At 56.7% G+C, this 15,627-nt stretch carries 13 protein-coding genes and 3 tRNA genes; 12 read left to right on the top strand and 4 right to left on the bottom strand.

Annotated features, from left to right (window positions below; translation table 11 throughout):
• Window positions 1–2: 2 nt before the first annotated feature.
• Window positions 3–476 carry a DNA polymerase III subunit chi gene (locus B2590_RS01010; protein WP_075195264.1) on the bottom strand — a complete coding sequence of 158 codons (474 nt, stop codon included), beginning with the start codon at window positions 474–476 and terminating at the stop codon, window positions 3–5.
• On the bottom strand, window positions 463–1,956 hold the full coding sequence (locus B2590_RS01005) for a leucyl aminopeptidase (protein WP_075195263.1): 1,494 nt from the start codon (window positions 1,954–1,956) through the stop codon (window positions 463–465). Before B2590_RS01005 ends, B2590_RS01010 begins: the two co-directional genes overlap by 14 nt.
• Window positions 1,957–2,166: 210 nt before the next feature.
• On the opposite strand from B2590_RS01005, the gene lptF reads away from it, so the two are divergent.
• Both lptF and lptG read left to right on the top strand, forming a co-directional pair.
• Window positions 2,167–3,270 carry an LPS export ABC transporter permease LptF gene (gene lptF / locus B2590_RS01000; protein ID WP_085681073.1) on the top strand — a complete coding sequence of 368 codons (1,104 nt, stop codon included), beginning with the start codon at window positions 2,167–2,169 and terminating at the stop codon, window positions 3,268–3,270.
• Window positions 3,263–4,324 carry an LPS export ABC transporter permease LptG gene (gene lptG, locus B2590_RS00995; RefSeq protein WP_126810291.1) on the top strand — a complete coding sequence of 354 codons (1,062 nt, stop codon included), beginning with the start codon at window positions 3,263–3,265 and terminating at the stop codon, window positions 4,322–4,324. The genes lptF and lptG overlap by 8 nt, the downstream gene beginning before the upstream one ends.
• Here the strand turns inward: lptG and B2590_RS00990 are convergent, their stop codons facing one another.
• Window positions 4,325–4,864, bottom strand: a complete 540-nt coding sequence (locus B2590_RS00990) for an RDD family protein (protein ID WP_036206731.1) — start codon at window positions 4,862–4,864, stop codon at window positions 4,325–4,327.
• Window positions 4,865–4,994: 130 nt separating this feature from the next.
• Between B2590_RS00990 and alaS the strand changes: the two genes are divergently transcribed.
• From alaS to B2590_RS00960, 6 genes are all read left to right on the top strand, one after another.
• Complete coding sequence (alaS, locus tag B2590_RS00985) at window positions 4,995–7,625, top strand: alanine--tRNA ligase (protein WP_127400963.1); 2,631 nt, start codon at window positions 4,995–4,997, stop codon at window positions 7,623–7,625.
• Between the two features lie 103 nt (window positions 7,626–7,728).
• Window positions 7,729–8,964: an aspartate kinase gene (locus B2590_RS00980; RefSeq protein WP_075195259.1), complete on the top strand. Its 1,236-nt coding sequence runs from the start codon at window positions 7,729–7,731 to the stop codon at window positions 8,962–8,964.
• Between the two features lie 184 nt (window positions 8,965–9,148).
• On the top strand, window positions 9,149–9,346 hold the full coding sequence (gene csrA, locus B2590_RS00975; protein WP_007155535.1) for a carbon storage regulator CsrA: 198 nt from the start codon (window positions 9,149–9,151) through the stop codon (window positions 9,344–9,346).
• 149 nt (window positions 9,347–9,495) lie between these two features.
• Window positions 9,496–9,586, top strand: a tRNA-Ser gene (locus B2590_RS00970).
• Window positions 9,587–9,637: 51 nt separating this feature from the next.
• Window positions 9,638–9,714: transfer RNA gene (locus B2590_RS00965), tRNA-Arg, on the top strand.
• Window positions 9,715–9,754: 40 nt separating this feature from the next.
• Window positions 9,755–9,831: transfer RNA gene (locus B2590_RS00960), tRNA-Arg, on the top strand.
• A gap of 43 nt (window positions 9,832–9,874) precedes the next feature.
• Here the strand turns inward: B2590_RS00960 and B2590_RS00955 are convergent.
• On the bottom strand, window positions 9,875–10,411 hold the full coding sequence (locus B2590_RS00955; RefSeq protein ID WP_036206740.1) for a DUF2058 domain-containing protein: 537 nt from the start codon (window positions 10,409–10,411) through the stop codon (window positions 9,875–9,877).
• A gap of 115 nt (window positions 10,412–10,526) precedes the next feature.
• Here B2590_RS00955 and dbpA point away from each other — a divergent pair, with 115 nt between their 5' ends.
• From dbpA to B2590_RS00935, 4 genes are all read left to right on the top strand, one after another.
• On the top strand, window positions 10,527–11,900 hold the full coding sequence (gene dbpA, locus B2590_RS00950; RefSeq protein WP_127400965.1) for an ATP-dependent RNA helicase DbpA: 1,374 nt from the start codon (window positions 10,527–10,529) through the stop codon (window positions 11,898–11,900).
• A 223-nt stretch (window positions 11,901–12,123) separates the two neighbouring features.
• Window positions 12,124–12,375: an OadG family protein gene (locus B2590_RS00945; RefSeq protein ID WP_036206745.1), complete on the top strand. Its 252-nt coding sequence runs from the start codon at window positions 12,124–12,126 to the stop codon at window positions 12,373–12,375.
• Between the two features lie 42 nt (window positions 12,376–12,417).
• Entirely contained in the window at window positions 12,418–14,208 is a 1,791-nt protein-coding gene (gene oadA / locus B2590_RS00940; RefSeq protein WP_036206746.1) for a sodium-extruding oxaloacetate decarboxylase subunit alpha, read from the top strand.
• Between the two features lie 13 nt (window positions 14,209–14,221).
• A complete protein-coding gene (locus B2590_RS00935) occupies window positions 14,222–15,556 on the top strand; it encodes a sodium ion-translocating decarboxylase subunit beta (RefSeq protein ID WP_369810904.1) in 1,335 nt (444 codons plus the stop codon).
• The last annotated feature ends 71 nt before the right edge of the window (window positions 15,557–15,627 follow it).

Here is a 15,627-nt window from a genome sequence, read left to right as displayed (position 1 = left end):
TCTCACCGCTTCCTTTGGTCATGCACTCGAGGCTCAATTCCCAATGCCCGTAACTGCTTGAAATGCGATCGTGCCTGACTCAACACCGTTTCGTCGTTATGGGCAACCAGCGCCAATCGTTTAAACCGGTCTGCGTCCGCAGGCAGGGTGGATGAGAGGATGATCACCGTGTCCCAGTCTTCCGCTACCGGTTGGCAAAGCAATATCCCAACGGGATCAGTGCAGGTCGTGGCGGAGTCCGGCACGATGCTGTGGGGTATAAAAGCCTCGGGGCTGAAGTTCCAGAGCAGGTCGTCCAGTTCCTGAGCCTGTTGCATGGTGTCACAGACGACGCCCACGCGGTCTCCCTGCTGGCGCGCCTTGTCCACCAGTTTGGCGGTATGGAGATTGCGAGCCGCAGGGGTGTTCTGGGCGAGGATGTGGAACCAGTAGGACTGGTTCCGTTCATCCTGTGAGCCCGGATTACTTTCCGGCATGGGACATCAGGTAGTCGACCAGCATGGGTACCGGGCGGCCAGTCGAGCCTTTGGCTTTGCCGGAGAGCCAGGCAGTACCTGCAATATCCAGGTGGGCCCAGGGGTAGTCCTTGGTGAACCGGGACAGGAAGCAGGCAGCGGTGATGGTGCCGGCCGGGCGACCACCAATGTTCTGCATGTCAGCAAAGTTGCTGTCGAGCTGGCTCTGGTATTCGTCCCACAGAGGTAGGCGCCAGGCGCGGTCGCCAGCGCGTTCACCAGCGGCCAGCAGTTCGTTGGCCAGGGTGTCGTTGTTGCTCAGCAGGCCGGTGGCATGGCTGCCCAGGGCGATGATGCAGGCGCCAGTCAGTGTGGCCATGTCGACGACCACTTCCGGGTCGAATTTCTTGACGTAGGTGAGGGCGTCGCACAGTACGAGTCGGCCTTCTGCGTCGGTGTTCAGGATTTCGATGGTCTGGCCAGACATGGAAGTAACAATGTCACCCGGGCGTGTCGCAGTGCCGCTGGGCATGTTCTCGGCGGCGGCGATTACGGCAACCACGTTGATTTTCGGTTTGGTCTCGGCAATGGTTTTCATGGCGCCGAACACGGCGGCGGCGCCACCCATGTCGTACTTCATTTCATCCATGCCTTCGCCGGGCTTGAGGCTGATGCCGCCGGTGTCAAAGGTAATGCCTTTGCCCACGAGGACGTAAGGCTTGTCTTTCGCCTTGCCGCCACGGTATTCCATTACGATCAGTTTGGCGGGTTGGGCGCTGCCGGCAGACACGGACAGTAAGCTGTGCATGCCCAGCTTTTGCATCTGCTTTTCGTCCAGCACGTCGGTCTTGATGACGTCGTTGTCTTTGGCCAGTTTCTCAGCCTGCTCAGCCAGCCAGGTGGGATGGCAGATATTCGGCGGTGTGTTGCCCAAATCCCGGGTGAAATTCATACCACGGCCGGTTGCCAGACCAAGATTGAAGGCGTCCTTCAGGGCCTTTCCGGCGGAGGAGGCAGCAACGGTCACCTTCGTCAGTTTGCGTTGTGATGGTTTCTCGCTCTTGAATTCGCTGAACCGGTAGAACTGCTCTTCCAGGGTGCGGCCGATCAGGTTCAGGCGTGCCGTTTCCGAACTGGTGGCGTCGTCACCAGTGACAAGGGTGTCGCTCAGGCCGACCAGTACGTGTTTGGACGGGCCATCCTTGATCTGGCTGGCCATGGCGATCAGCGATTTGCGGTAGTTGGCGGGGGAGCGATCCTTGTCGGCGCCGGTGCCAACGACCAGCAGGCGAGCCCAGGGCTGGCCTTCGAGTGGAACGAGCAGGGTGGTTGCATTTTTACCGGTAGCATCCCCGTTCTTCTGCAGGGTCTTGATCAGTCCGCCCAGGGCTTCGTTTGCTTGGGTCGTGGAAGCAGGCCAGTCACCTTTTTCCGGCAGGGCAACAACCAGGCAATCCGCTTTGGTATCCGAAATGGGCTTACTGCTCAGAGTAAAATTCATAGCAACTCCCGTTGGTTATTCTGATGGAGGACAGGCCCGGCCTCGGGCTTGAATGTCCGAATGCCTATAGCATTGGGGTTTGGGGGTAAATTATCAAGCGCTGACAGGTTGTTAACGACTGTGCTCTGTCATTCGGCACCAAGGTTACTTAGAATACGGCGAATCCCGATTTCCATCGACTCCGGTCGCATCCGGCTCTGAGAGACCGATTTGAGCATCGTTTTCCGATACCTAACCCGCCAGGTGATCATCAGCATGCTTGCCGTATCCGGCATTCTGTTGCTGGTGTTCATGAGCGGCCGGTTTATCAAGTATCTGGCGGAAGCCGCTGCCGGTGAGCTGGCGGGCGATGTGTTGTTCCAGATTATGGCTTACCGTTTTCCCGGTTTCCTGGAGCTGATCCTGCCCCTGGGCTTTTTCATTGGCATCCTGCTGGCGTACGGGCGCATGTACCTGGAAAGTGAAATGACGGTGCTGTTTGCCTGTGGTGTGAGCGACAAGCAGCTGTTGATGAAAACACTTCTTGGCAGTATTCCGGTGATGTTGGTGGTGGGGGCCATGAGCCTCTATGTGTCTCCCTGGGGCATGAAGAAAGTCGAGGGGATATTCAACGAGCAACGCCAGGCGACGGAATTTGAGATGTTGGCGCCGGGACGCTTCCAGTCGTTGTCGTCTGGCGAACGTGTGACTTACACGGAAGCGTTGAGTGAAGACAAGCGTCGGCTTGAGGGTGTGTTCATTGCCGAGCACAGTGAAGACGGCAAGGGGCTTACCATCATTACCGCCCGGGAAGGGTCCCAGTTTATTGACGAGCAAACCGGCAGCCGCTTCCTGGTGCTCGAAGATGGTGCCCGTTTTGAAGGCTTGCCGGGGCAACTGGCGTACGACGTCACCGGGTTCGAAGCCTACGGGCTCAAGATCCGCAGTGGCAGTGCGGGTGAGAAAGAGCTGGAGGAAGGGCTTGCGACCTCCGCCTTGATGGCGTCGGATGATCCGGAGCACCGAGCCATGCTGCACTGGCGGTTCACACTGCCGCTCATCGTGCCGATTGTCACCCTGCTGGCTGTGCGCCTTAGCCGGGTGAATCCCCGGCAGGGGCGATTCTTCCACTTGTTGCCGGCCATGCTGGTCTATATCACTTACCTTGGTTTGCTCATCGTGGCCCGTGATGCCCTTGAAGGCGGCAAGGTGCCCGAATGGATCGGGTTGCTATGGGTGCATGCCCTGTTTCTGGCCCTCGGGTTATGGCTGCAGTTCGGGCCTGCCTGGCTCTACCGCCGGCGCCTGCTGAAGGAGGCGCGGCAACATGCGTAAGATTGATCGCTATGTGATGAGCACGGTGGGTGGTGCCATGTTCCTGGTGATGCTGGTGGTGCTGTCCCTGGACCTGATCTTCGCATTTATCGCCGAGTTGGACGACGCGGAAAACGATTACCAGACCCTCCAGGCGTTGCTCTATGTGCTGATGACATTGCCGCGGCGCATCTATGACTACCTCCCGCTTGGCGCCTTTATGGGATGCCTGGTCGGCCTCGGCACCATGGCGAGTTCGTCGGAGCTCACGGTTATCCGGGCCGCGGGCGTTTCTCTCAAACGTATTGTCTGGTCTGCCATGAAGCCGACCCTGGTGGTGGTCGTCCTTGGTGTGCTGATTGGCGAGTACATCGCGCCACCGGCTGAGCGGATGGCCCAGAGCCAGAAGACCGTGGCCCAGGGCGCGGGTGAGAATATTGCTTCTGCCTCGGGCATCTGGCACCGGGAGGGTGATGTGTTCATGCATCTGAATGCGGTTCAGCCCAACGGCGTCTTGCACGGGGTGTCGCTGTTCAGATTTGATGAGGAACGTTGGCTGGTGTCCGCCAGTTTCGCTGAAAGAGGGATCTATCAGGGCGATCACTGGCTGTTGGAAAACGTGGCCACTACCAGGCTAAGCGATGAAAAAACCACCCAGGAAACCCATCGGGCCCTGCGATGGGAAACTGGTCTGTCGCCCAGCGTTCTTAGTGTGCTGATTGTAAAGCCGGAGGACCTTGCGATCTCCGGTCTCTATACCTACGCGAGCTATCTGGGAGAGCAGGGCCTGAATGCCGCCAACTACTGGCTGGCATTCTGGAAAAAAGTGCTTATGCCACTGGGCACCGCAGTCATGGTGCTGGTCGCGATCTCTTTCGTTTTCGGTCCGCTCCGGTCCGTTACCATGGGGTTCCGGGTTTTTACAGGCCTGATTGTGGGGCTGTTGTTCAAGTACATGCAGGATCTGCTGGGCCCCATGAGCCTGGTGTTTGGCTTCAACCCGGTGCTGGCAATCGTCCTGCCAATCGCGATTAATGCGGTGGTTGGTGCGGTACTGATGAAAAGGGCCGGATAGCTACTTCTTTTTAGTCTCTTTGGGGACAGTGGCAACGATACTGCCAGAAGCGCGGTCGGTCAGCGACAACCCATTGATCGGGTAGAACAGCGCCAGGATCGCCGGGATAGTCACGAAGAGAGTCGCTGCGTTCAGGTAATAGGCACCCAGCAGCGCGACGAACAGGATAGCCGCCGCGGCCACGTATCGCTTCAGGGCCTGTGTCCAGGACACGGACGTGCCGTCCAGGTTTTCAATGCGAATACGCCACACCTGCATGCCGAGTGTCTGGCCGTTTTTGGTCCAGAAGTATCCAAAGAACAGATACAGCGCCAGGAACAGCACAAATGTGAGCAGTGGGTCTGCCTTCAGAGTCCCCGCTTCCGCCATGGCTTCATATTGGTCCCACCCGGTGACCCAGCCCGCTACAAGGGTGTACATCCAGGTAGTTACCAGTAGCACCGCTATGCTGATCAACGAATCGTAAATCACCGCCATCAGTCGCTTGATGAATGCAGCGGGAGGAAGGAGTTCCTCGGCGGTATGAAAGCGGCGGGGCATGGCTTCTCCTGTGATGTTTCACGTTTTTCCTGTTCTCGGCGTGTGCTAGAGTAGCGGATTTGCAAGCGCATGTAAGTATGTGTCTTTAAACGCGGACCCGCACGGGTTTATAGAAGGGTATCAAAGGGCTATGAAAACCGCAGAGTTGCGACAGGCGTTTCTCGATTACTTCAAACAGCAGGGCCACACTATTGTGCCGAGCAGTTCACTGGTGCCGGCGGACGACCCGACCCTGTTGTTTACCAACGCGGGAATGAACCAGTTCAAAGACGTGTTCCTGGGGCGCGAAGCACGCGATTACAGCCGGGCGACAACCACGCAGAAGTGCGTGCGTGCAGGTGGTAAACACAATGACCTTGAGAACGTAGGCTATACAGCGCGCCACCATACCTTTTTCGAAATGTTGGGTAACTTTAGCTTTGGCGACTACTTCAAGCGTGAAGCCATCAATTTTGCCTGGACCTTCCTGACCGGCGACGACTGGCTGAAGCTGCCAAAGGAAAAACTGTGGGTCACCGTTTACGCGTCCGACGACGAAGCCTTTGATATCTGGAATCAGGAAGTTGGTGTTCCGGCAGATCGAATCGTGCGGATTGGCGACAACAAGGGCGCCCCATACGCATCTGACAACTTCTGGCAAATGGGCGATACCGGTCCCTGTGGTCCCTGTACCGAAATCTTTTACGACCACGGTCCTGATGTGGATGGTGGTCCTCCCGGTAGCCCGGAAGAAGACGGTGACCGCTACATCGAAATCTGGAACGTGGTGTTCATGCAGTACAACCGCCAGGCGGACGGTGAGATGCTGCCCCTGCCCAAGCCCTCCGTGGATACCGGTATGGGTCTGGAACGCATCACCGCGGTGCTGCAGGGCGTTCACAGCAACTACGAAATTGACCTGATGCAGGACCTGCTCAATGCAGCCTCCGACATCCTTGGCGGCGTTGAAACCACAGAAGCGTCGCTACGCGTAGTGGCGGATCACATCCGCTCCTGTGCCTTCCTGATCTCTGACGGTGTCATGCCGTCCAACGAAGGGCGTGGTTTCGTACTGCGCCGTATCATTCGCCGGGCTGCGCGCCATGGCAACAAACTGGGTGCCACGCAGCCTTTCTTCCACAAGCTGACTGGCGCTTTGGTTGAGCTGATGGGCGGTGCCTTCCCGCAACTGGTCAGCAGCCGCAAGCAGATTGAAAAGGTGCTGCTGCAGGAAGAGGAACAGTTTGCCAAGACTCTGGACAAAGGCCTGCGCCTGCTTGAACAGGACATTGCGGCGCTCAAGAGTTCCGAAATTCCGGGCGAAACCATCTTTACCCTGTACGACACCTACGGTTTCCCGGTTGACCTGACCAACGACATTGCCCGTGAGCGTGGCCTGACCCTGGACTACGATGGCTACGAGAAAGCCATGGAGCGCCAGCGCGAGCGTGCCCGCGCGGCGAGCAAATTCGGCATGGATTACAATGCAGCCGGTTTGAACATTGAAGGGTCTACCGAGTTTACCGGTTACGAACATATCGACGGCCACGAAACCATTCGCACCGTGATAGTGGGTGGTGAAGAGAAAGCGGCCCAAGCCGGCGATGAAGCGATTCTGGTGCTGGAACGCACGCCGTTTTACGCGGAGTCAGGCGGTCAGGTGGGCGATACCGGCCTGCTGACCTGGAGCGGTGGCCGCTTCAAGGTGACCGACACCCAGAAAGAGGGCAGCAATCACCTGCATATCGGTACCGTGATTGAAGGCGAATTGTTCCCGGGGCTGGAAGTGGATGCCCGCATCGACCACGCTCGTCGTGAACGGACCAAGAAGAACCACTCCGCAACCCACCTGATGCATGCCGCGCTCCGTAATGTGCTGGGCGAGCACGTTACACAGAAAGGCTCGTTGGTAGATCCTGACAAACTGCGGTTCGACTTCTCCCACTTTGAGTCGGTAACACCGGAACAGTTGCGGGAAATCGAGCGTCAGGTTAATGAACAAATATTGGGTAACACCCCGGTTGAGACCGAAATTACCGATATGGAACAGGCCCAGGCCAAAGGTGCCATGGCGCTGTTCGGTGAAAAGTATGGCGATACCGTCCGAGTCCTGAGCATGGGCTCTGACGCATACTCCGTGGAACTGTGCGGTGGCACCCATGTGGCGCGTACCGGCGACATCGGGCTGTTCCGTATCACATCGGAGAGCGGTATTTCATCGGGCGTTCGCCGTATCGAAGCCGTCACTGGGTTTGGCGCTCTGGAATGGGTTGAGGAAACCGAGCAAACCCTGCGGGAAGCTGCAAAGCTGGTCAAAGGCTCGCGTGAGTCCCTGGTCGAGAAAGTTCAGCAGACGCTGGATCGCAATCGACAGCTGGAGAAGGACATCAATGCTCTCCAGGCGAAGCTGGCAAGCTCTGCTGGTAGCGATCTGGCCAGTTCTGCCGTGGATGTGGCTGGCCTTAAAGTGGTGGCCTCTGAAATGGAAGGCGCGGATCGCAAAGCGCTGATGGAAACCGCCGACCAACTCAAGAACAAGCTGGGCGAGGGTGTTGTGGTGCTGGCCAGTGTTGAAGACGGCAAAGTGACACTGGTGGCCGGTGTCACCAAATCGGCGACTGGCAGGATCAAGGCCGGAGATTTGATGAAGCATCTGGCGGCTCAGGTTGACGGTAAAGGTGGCGGTCGTCCAGATATGGCCCAGGGTGGCGGAAACGACCCATCAAAACTGGCGGATGCCCTGGCAGGTGTTCCTGCCTGGGTTGAGAAAAATATTGCATAGATAACTGTATCCAAAATGGGCAGGTGTATATAATCTCGCCCATTTGGTCGTCTGAGGTGGGGCGCTGCCCCGCTGTCTGTCCACGTTTGGTATCGGGAAAGAAATGGCGCTCTTGGTTCAAAAATTCGGTGGCACTTCGGTGGGCACCACAGAACGGATTGAAGCGGTTGCAGAAAAGGTATGCCGCTTCCGCAAGGAAGGTCATGACGTGGTGGTTGTGGTATCTGCCATGAGTGGGGAAACCAACCGTCTTATTGGTCTGGCCAACGACATCATGGAAGAACCCACGCCCCGGGAAATGGACGTGCTGGTCTCGACCGGGGAGCAGGTGACCATTGCTCTGTTGTCCATGGCGTTGCAAAAGCGCGGTTGTGATGCGCGCTCTTATACCGGTGCCCAGGTTCGAATTCTGACCGACAGCAGCCATACCAAGGCGCGCATCAAGCAGATTGACGAGCAGCGCATGCGGGAAGACCTCAACGCCGGTCGTGTGGTTGTGGTTGCCGGTTTCCAGGGCATTGACGAGAACGGCAGCATCACCACCCTTGGTCGTGGCGGGTCCGATACTACTGCTGTTGCTCTTGCTGCGGCATTGAAGGCTGACGAGTGTCAGATCTACACTGATGTAGACGGTGTCTATACCACTGACCCACGGGTAGTGGACAGCGCGCGCCGGCTGGAGCGAATTACGTTTGAAGAAATGATTGAGATGGCCAGCCTGGGCTCCAAGATTCTTCAGATTCGCTCGGTGGAATTTGCAGGCAAATACAATGTTCCTTTAAGGGTGCTCTCCAGCTTTGAGGAAGGCGAGGGTACCCTGATTACACTTGAGGATGAAAACGCCATGGAACAACCGGTTGTCTCCGGCATAGCCTTTAACCGTGATGAAGCCAAACTGACGATCGCCGGTGTGCCGGATACCCCGGGCAGCGCCCTGCGTATACTTCAGCCGATCAGCGATGCCAACATTGAAGTCGACATGATCGTACAGAACGTGGGTGCGGATAACCGCACGGATTTCACCTTCACCGTGCATCGCAACGACTTCAAGCGTGGCCAGGCCATTCTGCAGCGGGTGTCCGACGAACTGGGTGCCCGTGAAGTTAGCGGCGACAGCAAGATTGCGAAGGTCAGTATTGTGGGTGTGGGTATGCGGTCTCATGCCGGCGTTGCAACTAAAATGTTTGCAGCACTGTCTAATGAAGGAATCAATATCCTGATGATCTCCACGTCTGAGATTAAAATCTCCGTGGTGATTGACGAAAAATATCTTGAGCTGGCCGTTCGGGCACTGCATAGTGCGTTCGAACTGGACAAGCCCGGGGTAGAGGAAGCCTGAAAATACGCGAACATAAAAGCCGGTTCGCATTGGTTTTCCGAAAAAAGGGCATCATTTGCAGGCTTTTGCTTTTATAAGTACGTATAAGTGATTGTGCGGCTTTTGATTGGCAAGTGATCCCACTATAAAAGTAAGCAGTATACATTTGTCGGAACAGGTAGCTCTGGATAAGGGAGTAAAGGACATGTTGATATTGACCCGCCGTGTTGGCGAAACCCTGATGGTCGGTGATGAAATCACCGTAACCGTCCTTGGGGTGAAGGGGAACCAGGTTCGCATTGGTGTAAACGCCCCCAAAGAAGTGGCGGTTCACCGCGAAGAAATCTATCAGCGAATTCAGAGCGAGAAAGGCTCTGAAGAGCCGGAGCCCGGCAACAGCTGAGAGTGACAAAAAGCCGTTCGAGGGAAACCCGAACGGCTTTTTTGTGTCTCCCGAACGGCTTTTCTGAACCTATGGGAGCGCGGTTCGAAAAAACTCGTGTCAACCCTATGAAATCAGAAAAATTATGGTAGTATACGCCCCGTTCTCAAGGAGAGGTGGGTGAGTGGCTGAAACCAGCTCCCTGCTAAGGAGCCATACGCATTGCGCGTATCGAGGGTTCGAATCCCTCCCTCTCCGCCATTTCTTTTCGGAGAAGAAAGAGAACATTGCTGAATCTGGAAGTATGAATGCGCGGCTGTAGCTCAGCTGGATAGAGTACCTGGCTACGAACCAGGCGGTCGGAGGTTCGAATCCTCCCAGCCGCGCCACTTATACCAAGTTCGCCATTTTCAGTAGGCACTGTTTTTAGCGGCTGTAGCTCAGCTGGATAGAGTACCTGGCTACGAACCAGGCGGTCGGAGGTTCGAATCCTCCCAGCCGCGCCATATTAAACAAAAAGCCCCGCCGAGAGCGGGGCTTTTTGTTGCCTTACCACATTAGATCGTCGGGGATCTCATATCCGGCATAAGGGTCATCATCCCCCTGATCGTCACTCTTGCGGTCATGCAACACCACCACGGCACTTTCGTCCCGCTCCATGATCTTGCGGGCTACGCCCTCAGCTACCACTTCGTAGGCGTCGTTCACGAAGACAATAGCCAGCCTTCCCCGTGACAGTTGATCCACCATGGTGTCGTCCACAAAGAGCTTCTTGATTTTCTTGTCGTGGACAAACTGATAAGAGGTCTCACCTCGCGAGCGATCAAGACGATTGGTTTCCACCAGTTGCCGAATCTGGGCCTGGATGGCCTTTTTCTCAGCCTGCTTCTGGCGCTCAAGGTTTAATTGCCGATCCCGTTCTGCTTTCTCTTCCCGTGCCTGGCGGGCACGAATTTCCGCTTCATTGACCTCAACCGCTCCCTTGGGCTGTTGTTTGCGTTTTTTATGTTTCTCGTTGCGAATGGCTTTGGCCTTTTTCTCGTCGGCCAGGCCGGCTTTCAACAACTGATCCTGTAGTGATGGCATGAACGGCTCCGTGAGTGTCTGCAATTTCTGGTAAACTTGGCCCCAAGTATACGCCCGCAGCGCTGCTGGTCGAACCCATCCTTTATTTATCCATTTGCCCCCGGGAATTTCTTTTATGCCGTCATTCAGTCAGTTGGGCCTTTCCGAGCCAATGCTCGCGAACCTGTCGAGGCTTGGCTTTGAAAATCCGACACCGATTCAGTCCGGCGCCTTGCCTCATGCTATGGCAGGTAAGGACTTGATCGCCATGGCGCAGACCGGAAGCGGCAAGACGGCGGCGTTTGGCATTGGCCTGGTGGAAAGGCTGAATCCGCGACGCTTTTCGGTGCAGGGGCTGGTACTTTGTCCCACACGTGAACTGGCGGACCAGGTGTCGAAGTCGCTGCGTGAGCTGGCAAGGGCCCGTGACAACGTAAAGATTCTGTCACTGTGTGGTGGCGTGGCTATCGGCCCCCAGATTGGCTCCCTCAGCCACGGCGCTCATATTGTGGTGGGTACTCCAGGGCGCATTCAGGATCATTTACGAAAGGGCACTCTGAAGCTGGACCAGCTCACAACCCTCATCCTGGATGAGGCGGACCGGATGCTGGATATGGGATTCCAGGACGCGGTGGAAGACATCATCAGCCAGGCGCCCGCAAAACGGCAGACCCTGATGTTCTCGGCGACGTGGCCCGAGAATATCCGCAAGTTGAGCGAGCAATATCAGCATACGCCGGCTGACGTCCGGATTGAGAGTCAGGCTGTTGAATCCGATATTACCGAGCGATTCTACGAGATCGCGCCCGGGCAGCAGGTCCAGGCCGTCGCGGCGCTATTGTCGTTACACCAACCAGCGTCCTGCATTGCCTTCTGCACCACGAAACAGCAATGTGATGATGTCGCCAATGAGCTGAACGGCTTCGGGTTTGCGGCGCTCCCGCTTCACGGTGATCTGGAGCAGAGGGATCGTGACAGTGTTCTGGTTCGTTTCGGCAACCAGAGCTGTTCCGTGCTCGTGGCGACCGATGTGGCGGCCCGCGGTCTGGATATAAAATCTTTGCCGTTAGTGGTTAATGTGGAGCCGGCCAGGGACCCGGAAGTACATACTCACCGAGTCGGTCGAACCGGCCGGGCCGGGGAGCAGGGGCTGGCGGTCACCTTCTGCACCCCGTCGCAGGCCCATAAGATTAACCGGCTGGAATCCGGGCGTAAGCAAGCCGTGACCTGGGGGGATACAGACAAGCTGCTGAAAACTGCGTTGCAGCCGCTGGAGCCGGCGATGAGAACCCTGTGTATAGCGGGTGGGCGCAAAGACAAAGTCCGGCCAGGAGATGTGCTTGGTGCGCTGACCGGTGAGGCTGGGCTGCCCGGGGCCGTTGTAGGCAAGATCGATCTATTCGATTTTCAGTGTTTTGTGGCAGTGGAGAAGGCATCAGCCGCCACGGCCCTGAAAAGGTTGGAGCAAGGACGTATAAAGGGCCGGAAAATGCGTGTGCGGTATGCATGAATGAGAATGATTTTTGCCCACTCCAGGCCCGTCAGTACGGGCCAGAGAGCTCGGAAACCACCTATTGAAACCGCCAATTAGGTTGCTCAGTGAGTCGGAAAACGGTAAATTACGCGGGATTTTGCCCCCCGAACTGTCCGAATGGCTGGTAAAACCACGCTCCTGGCGAGGCTTGGCCAAGGGCTCGGGAAAATCAACAACTCAATACAGGTAGCTATTTGTTATGAGTGAGCTAATGTCACAAGCCATCGATCTGATGGTCGCAGGCATGGGGTTTGTCTTCGTATTCCTGATCATATTGGTGTTTGCAACCCTGCTCATGTCAAAACTGGTCCATCGGTTCGGCCCGCCTGAACCCGTTGCTCCGGCCCGTACTCCACGTGCAAGGCCTTCGGCACCATCGTCGGTTGATCCTGACACCGCTGAAGCGATTAAAAAAGCGATTGCACAATACCGGTCACGCCACAAGAAGTGACCTGGCAGATAGATTAGAACCTTTAAACAGAAGGCTGACACGATGACTGACACAAAGAAACCGCTGGGGATTACGGACGTTATCCTGCGTGACGCCCACCAGTCCCTGCTTGCCACCCGCATGCGGCTTGACGACATGCTGCCCATTGCCGAGAAACTCGACAAGGTTGGTTTCTGGTCTTTGGAATCCTGGGGCGGAGCTACCTTCGACTCCTGCATCCGTTACCTGGGCGAAGATCCCTGGGAGCGCATCCGTGAACTGAAAAAGGCTATGCCCAACACCCAACAGCAAATGCTGCTGCGTGGCCAGAACCTGCTGGGTTACCGTCATTACGCCGATGATGTGGTCGACCGTTTCTGTGAGCGTGCCGCCGAGAACGGCGTAGACGTGTTCCGGATTTTCGACGCCATGAACGATCCGCGTAACCTGGATCGTGCGATCAAGGCCGTTCGTAAGACTGGCAAGCATGCCCAGGGCACCATCGCCTACACCACCAGCCCCGTGCACACCATCGAAATGTGGGTTGAAATGGCGAAAGAAGTGGCGGACATGGGCGCGGACTCCATCGCCATCAAGGACATGGCCGGTATCCTTAAGCCTTACGTAGCTTTTGATCTGGTCAGCCGTCTGAAGAAAGAGCTGGATATTCCCATCCATATGCAGTGCCACGCCACCACCGGCATGTCTACCGCCACCGCCATCAAGGCCGCGGAAGCCGGTATCGATAACGTGGACACCGCCATTTCCTCCATGAGCATGACCTACGGCCACTCGCCCACCGAGGCGGTTGTTGCCATTCTGGAAGGCACAGATCGTGACACCGGCCTGGACTTGACCCTGCTTGAGGAAATCGCCAGCTATTTCCGCCAGGTGCGTAAGAAGTACGCGAAATTTGAAGGCAGCCTGCGTGGCACCGATTCCCGCATCCTGATTGCCCAGGTACCGGGCGGCATGCTGACCAACATGGAAAACCAGCTGCGAGAGCAGAACGCGAGCGACAAGTTCGACGAAGTTCTGGATGAAATCCCCAAGGTTCGCGAAGACCTGGGCTTCATTCCGCTGGTCACTCCGACTTCCCAGATCGTGGGCACCCAGGCGGTACTGAACGTTCTGACCGGTGAGCGTTACAAGTCCATCTCCAAGGAAACCTCCGCCATCCTCAAGGGCGAGTACGGCGCTGCGCCGGCGGCCATGAATAAGGAGCTGCAGGAGCGCGTTCTGGATGGCAAGGAAGTGATGACCTGTCGTCCGGCCGATGTGCTTGAGCCGGAAATGGACAAGCTGACCGACGAGCTGAAGAAGCTGGCGGAAGAGAAGGGCATCAAGCTGGCCGACAATGTTGAGGACGACGTTCTGACCTACGCACTGTTCCCGCAGATCGGCCTGAAGTTCCTGGAAAACCGTAACAACCCGGATGCATTTGAGCCGGTTCCGACCGCTGAAGACGCAGCACCTGGCAAGAAAGCTGAAGGCCCGGAAACCTACACTGTCGATGTTAATGGCAAGAAGTATGTTGTTGCGGTGTCCGAAGGCGGTGAAATCAGCCAGATTCAGGGTGAAGGTGGTGCTGCATCCGCACCTGCTGCTTCCTCTTCCGCGCCTGCACCGGCTGCGGGTGAAGGCGAGCCTCTGGTCGCGCCTCTGGGCGGCAATATCTTCAAGGTTCTGGTATCTCCCGGCGACGCCGTGGAAGAGGGCGATGTGCTGATCATTCTCGAAGCCATGAAAATGGAAACCGAGGTTCGGGCACCGAAAGCCGGTACCATCGGCGAAGTCTTCATCAAGGTCGGTGATGCCGTCTCCCCTGATGATGAAATGCTGACAATCGCATAAGGGCCAGCATTCCATGGATAAATTAATGACACTCTGGACAGGTAGTGGCCTGTTCAATATGGAACTTGGCCAGGTGATCATGATCGCCATCGGCCTTCTTCTTCTGTTCCTTGCGATTCGCAAGGGGTTCGAGCCGCTGCTGCTGGTACCCATCGGGTTCGGCGGTATTCTGGCGAATATTCCGGAGGCAGGGCTTGCCCTGACTGCGGCGGAGAATGCGATTCATTTCGCCCTGAAGAGCGACACTACGCAGGTGCTGGCCGCACTGGCTGCGCCGCTGGATGTTGCTTATCAGGCCGGCCAGGCTATTACCCCTGAGCTGAAAGAAGCCTTCAAGGTGGCGGTCAAAGAGGCCAGCTACTCCGACATGGCGATGGCAAATGCCATTGCCCAGGACTTCGGCTATGGCAATGGCATGCTGTATAACTTCTATTCTGTGGTTATCGGTAGCACCATTGGTCCGCTGGTGATTTTCATGGGTGTCGGCGCAATGACGGACTTTGGCCCGCTATTGGCAAACCCCAAGACAATGCTGCTTGGCGCTGCAGCCCAGTTTGGTATCTTCGGAACCGTTTTGGGTGCTGCGTTGCTCGATTGGCTGGGTATCCTGGACTTCACCATCCTTGAAGCCGCCGCAGTCGGTATTATCGGTGGTGCGGATGGTCCTACCTCCATCTATGTGTCCAGTGTTCTGGCGCCGCACCTGCTCGGGGCGATTGCAGTTTCGGCTTACGCTTATATGGCGATGGTGCCGATGATTCAGCCGCCGATCATGAAGGCGCTGACCAGCCAGAAAGAGCGGGCCATCAAGATGTCCCAGCTCCGCCCGGTGAGCAAAAAAGAGAAAATCGTGTTCCCGCTGGTGGTACTGATTGCGGTGGTTCTGTTCCTGCCGGACGCTGCGCCGCTTCTGGGTATGTTCTGCTTTGGTAACCTGATGCGCGAGTGTGGCGTGGTCGAGCGCCTGAGCGATACTGCCCAGAACGCACTGATCAATATCACAACGATTTTCCTGGGCCTGTCGGTTGGCTCCAAGCTGATGGCTGACAAGTTCCTGGATGCGCAGACGCTGGGTATCCTGGGCCTGGGTATTGTGGCCTTTGCTGTGGGTACTGCGTGTGGTGTTCTGATGGCGAAGCTGATGAACCGCTTCACCAAGGAAGCTATCAACCCGCTGATTGGTTCCGCTGGTGTGTCTGCGGTGCCGATGGCTGCAAGGGTATCCAACAAGGTCGGCCTTGAGGCCAACCCGCAGAACTTCCTGCTGATGCACGCTATGGGGCCAAACGTGGCCGGTGTTATCGGCTCTGCGGTGGCTGCAGGTGTGATGATCAAGCTGCTTAGCTGATTGTTTCACTTCAGCACCTGAGAGAAGGCCCCGTTTTTGCGGGGCTTTCTTGTTGTGCGCCAGGCATGGCG

It is taken from the genome of Marinobacter sp. UBA3604 (genome assembly GCF_002375325.1).
Classification (GTDB): Bacteria; Pseudomonadota; Gammaproteobacteria; order Pseudomonadales; family Oleiphilaceae; genus Marinobacter; species Marinobacter salarius.
This window is presented reverse-complemented; position numbering and strand designations above follow the sequence as displayed.

What these genes read in the sequence shown, in the direction of transcription:
- B2590_RS00935 (WP_369810904.1), top strand. Translation starts at nt 14,222, where the DNA reads ATGGATAAATTAATGACACTCTGGACAGGTAGTGGCCTGTTCAATATG.
- lptG (WP_126810291.1), top strand. Translation starts at nt 3,263, where the DNA reads ATGCGTAAGATTGATCGCTATGTGATGAGCACGGTGGGTGGTGCCATG.
- B2590_RS00955 (WP_036206740.1), bottom strand. Translation starts at nt 10,411, where the DNA reads ATGCCATCACTACAGGATCAGTTGTTGAAAGCCGGCCTGGCCGACGAG.
- B2590_RS01010 (WP_075195264.1), bottom strand. Translation starts at nt 476, where the DNA reads ATGCCGGAAAGTAATCCGGGCTCACAGGATGAACGGAACCAGTCCTAC.
- alaS (WP_127400963.1), top strand. Translation starts at nt 4,995, where the DNA reads ATGAAAACCGCAGAGTTGCGACAGGCGTTTCTCGATTACTTCAAACAG.
- oadA (WP_036206746.1), top strand. Translation starts at nt 12,418, where the DNA reads ATGACTGACACAAAGAAACCGCTGGGGATTACGGACGTTATCCTGCGT.
- B2590_RS00990 (WP_036206731.1), bottom strand. Translation starts at nt 4,864, where the DNA reads ATGCCCCGCCGCTTTCATACCGCCGAGGAACTCCTTCCTCCCGCTGCA.
- B2590_RS00945 (WP_036206745.1), top strand. Translation starts at nt 12,124, where the DNA reads ATGAGTGAGCTAATGTCACAAGCCATCGATCTGATGGTCGCAGGCATG.
- dbpA (WP_127400965.1), top strand. Translation starts at nt 10,527, where the DNA reads ATGCCGTCATTCAGTCAGTTGGGCCTTTCCGAGCCAATGCTCGCGAAC.
- B2590_RS01005 (WP_075195263.1), bottom strand. Translation starts at nt 1,956, where the DNA reads ATGAATTTTACTCTGAGCAGTAAGCCCATTTCGGATACCAAAGCGGAT.
- csrA (WP_007155535.1), top strand. Translation starts at nt 9,149, where the DNA reads ATGTTGATATTGACCCGCCGTGTTGGCGAAACCCTGATGGTCGGTGAT.
- B2590_RS00980 (WP_075195259.1), top strand. Translation starts at nt 7,729, where the DNA reads ATGGCGCTCTTGGTTCAAAAATTCGGTGGCACTTCGGTGGGCACCACA.